Origin of the sequence: Sinomonas sp. (assembly GCF_051955515.1) — a bacterium.
Lineage (GTDB): Bacteria > Actinomycetota > Actinomycetes > Actinomycetales > Micrococcaceae > Sinomonas.
Map to the genome: position 1 here is coordinate 1 of NZ_JBQCGQ010000254.1, position 3,615 is coordinate 3,615.

A 3,615-nucleotide genomic window follows, 5' to 3' on the forward strand; every position below is an offset into this window, starting at 1 on the left:
TATTCGTGGTGGTGGGACCGCGCCGGGGGGGGGGGTGGGGGGGTGGGTGTTTGGGGGGGTGGGGGGGGGGGGGCCCCGGGCCCCCCACCACTCAGCCCAAGTCATCCCCGGCGAAAGCGCAGAGTGACCAGCTGGAAGGGCCGGAGCACTGCACTGCAGGCACCCATCGTCAGATCGGAGATGCGGGCCGCTGACACCTCACCGCTGGGCCACGGCCGCTCGAGGAGATCCACGGACTGAGCGCCGATGGCGTCGAACCCAGGAGTCACGGTAATCCGCGCCTGCTCTCCGCGCGATTCGTACAGCCGCACCACCACGTCGCCCGATCCGTCCTCGGCGAGCTTGACGGCCTCGACCACCACGCCGGGGTGGTCCACCGCAATCAGCGGCTCAACGGTGTCCCGTCCCCTCACCAGACGGGGCTCGAGGTTCGTCCGGTAGCCCTCTTCCACGGCCTCTGGGATTCCGGCTCCGGGGCGCAGGGTGTGCACGAACTCGTGGCGGCCCTGATCGGCCTCCGGGTCCGGGTACTGCGCCGCCTTGAGGAGCGAGGCGCGCACGGTCGTGGTGGTGCCGCCATCGGCTCGCATGGCCCGCGTGACGTCGTGCCCGTAGGTCGACGAGTTGGTGAGGGCAACGCCGAACGATCCCTCGCCGACGTGGACCCACCGGTGTGCGCAGGTCTCGAAGCGGGCCCAGTCCCAGGACGTGTTCGTCGGGATCGAGCGGAGGACGTGGCCGAACTGGACCTCGGAGGCCGACTGGTCGGCCCGCAGGTCGAGTGGGAAGGCGAGCTTGAGCAGCTTGTCGCGCTCGTGCCAGTCCACCACGGTCTCGATGCGGAGCGACGGCGCCCCGGGGGCGAGCACGAGTCGCTGCGTGACGCGCGAGGCACCGAACTCGCGGCGCACCTCGACGATCGCCTCGCCGGGCTCCCCTTCGCTGGGTTCCCTTCCCCCGGGCTCGACCGAGACGGCGTCCGCGAGGGCCGTGCGGCTGCGCCGGTAGAAGACGTCAATGTCCCACGCGTCCCATTCGTTGGGCGTGTCGCGGTAGAGCTCGAGCAGGTTGCCCGGGGCGTCAGGCGCGATCGCCTCGCGGCCGTCGTCCCCTCTTCTCAGGGAGACCAGGAGCCCACGTTCGTCCACCTCGGCCCGCACGAGCCCATTGGCGAGGATCCAGCGTTCGCCGCCGCCCGCCGTCGTCCGCTCAAGCGACGCCGGCGCCGCGGCCGGGGCGACCGGGCCCGCGCCGAGCGCCGCCACGCCCGCCCGCGGGTGGGGCGCGGCATTGAGGAGGATCTCGCGGTCGCCCTCGCCCGCGAGCGCGCGCGCCGCCTCGGCGATCAGCGCCTCGAGGTCGCGGGCGACGGCGGCGTAGTTGCGTTCGGCGTCGTGATGCACCCAGGCGATCGAGCTTCCGGGCAGGATGTCGTGGAATTGCTGGAGGAGGACCATGCGCCAGAGGCGCTTGAGCTCCTTGGCAGGCTAGGGCGCGCCCTTCCGCACGGCCGCGGTCGCGCACCACAGCTCGGCCTCGCGCAGGAGATGCTCGCACCGGCGGTTGCCGCGCTTCGTCTCGGCCTGGCTCGTGAACGTCCCGCGGTGCTTCTCGAGGTACATCTCCCCCGTCCACACGGGCGGGTCGGCATACTCGGCCTCCGCTGCCCGGAAGAAGTCGCGGGGCACGCCGAGCTCGACGCGCGGCGACCCTTCAAGATCCCTCGCGCGGTGGGCTGCGGCGATCATCTCGCGCGTGGGGCCGCCGCCACCGTCGCCGTAGCCGAAGGGGATCAGGCCCAGCGTGGCTCGACCCTTCTCGCGGAAGTTCTTCTCCGCGTACGCGAGCTCTGACGCGGCAAGGTCCGAATTGTAGTTGTCGCTCGGCGGGAAGTGCGTGAAGACGCGGCTGCCGTCGAGGCCCTCCCACAGGAAGCTGTGATGCGGGATCCGGTTGGTCTGATTCCACGACGTCTTCTGCGTGAGGAAGTAGCGGGCACCGGCGGAGCGCACGATCTGCGGGAGCGCGGCCGAGTAGCCGAACGAATCAGGCAGCCAGCATTCTTCGCATTCGACGCCGAACTCCTCGAGGAAGAAGTGCTTGCCCTCGATGAACTGGCGGGCCATGGCCTCGCCGCCCGGCAGGTTCCCGTCCGCTTCGACCCACCTCCCGCCGACCGGCACGAACCGGCCCTCGGCAACCTTCTCCTTGATCCGCTCGAAAAGATCCGGGTACAGCTCCTTCATCCAGGCGAGCTGCTGCGCCGACGAGCACGCGAACATGAACTCGGGATCGTCGTCCATCAGCGAGACGACGTTGGAGAACGTCCGGGCACACTTGCGGATCGTCTCGCGGACGGGCCAAAGCCAAGCCGAGTCGATGTGGGCGTGTCCCGTGACGATGAGCCGGAGGGAACTCGCGCTCGCCGGCGCCGCTAGCGCGCCTGCGAGCGCCGCCCGCCCGCCGCTCGCCGTCCCCGAGATGTCGTCGGGGTCCATGACGTCGCACATCCGCTCGAGCGCACGGAGGATCTCATACCGTCTGGGCCGATCCATGGGCAGCTCGTGCATGAGGCCGCGGAGGCTGAACACGTCCTGGACGAGTTCCCACACCTCGACATCCCGCTCCGCGAGGACCAGCTCGCCGAGGCGGTAAAGGGGCTCGCGGCTCGCTGTCTCGAGGTCGCCCTGCGCTGTCGGCGCGAATTCCCAGTTCCGGGCCAGATCCGGGTTCCCGGCGGCTTCGACATAGAAGAGGACGTCAGGGCCTCCACCGAGCGCAGTGAGGGGCACGTAGCGGTTGCGCGGGTTGATCGCCTTGATAGGCCTGCCGTCGGAGCTCCACGCAAGGCCCTCGCACTGGAAGCCGGGCACTTGGGCGGAGAACCCCAAGTCGATGACGGCCTCGACGAAGAAGCCGTCCTCTCCCCAGCCAGTCGGGACCTGGCCCTCCAGCCGCAGCCACGTTGTTCCCCATGCCCGCCCCCACGGCTCCCCGGGGGCCCCGGTTACGTACGTCTGGCCCGCGGCCTCCGTCCAGGGAACCGGTTCACCCGGAACGTCCCAGCGACCGATGCTGAGGGGTGCTATACGGCGATACACGGCCGGTTGGAGCCGATCGCGGAGGAACCTGTCGATGCGCGCTTCGGTGATGAGCCTGTCGTCGTGCACGATGCTGCTCGATCCAATCGTTTGACTAATCTCCTCAGTCAAAGCTACTCGCCCGTAGCGCAGAGGGGAAGCGCCTCCCCTTGCGGGGTCAAGGGCGCTGGCCAAAGACCCCGCAACAGGGCGCCAAAGACCCCACAACGGGGGTTAGGCGAGGAGCCGCTCGTGACCCGCGTACACGTTGAAGCTCGTCCCGCGGCTGAATCCGACGAGAGTCACACCCAGTTCCTCTGCCAGCTCGGCCGCGAGGGTTGAGGGCGCGCTGACGGCGGCCAGCACGGGGATTCCGGCCATGGCCGCCTTCTGCACGAGTTCGAACGAGGCCCGGCCCGAAACCTGAAGCACCGTCTCCCGCAACGGCAGCTGCCCCGAACGCAAGGCCCACCCGACCACCTTGTCCACGGCATTGTGGCGGCCCACATCCTCCCGCAGGCAGAGCAGCTCCGCC

General features: G+C 69.8%; 1 protein-coding gene and 1 pseudogene. Both read right to left on the reverse strand.

Translation table 11 applies throughout. The annotated features are described in order from the left end of the window. Positions 1–101: 101 nt before the first annotated feature. Positions 102–3,170 (reverse strand): annotated as a pseudogene (locus tag ACTHL9_RS15185) (alpha-mannosidase). 144 nt (positions 3,171–3,314) lie between these two features. Beyond that, positions 3,315–3,615: formate dehydrogenase accessory sulfurtransferase FdhD (locus ACTHL9_RS15190; RefSeq protein WP_440520123.1), on the reverse strand; the 301-nt coding region annotated here is incomplete at its 5' end.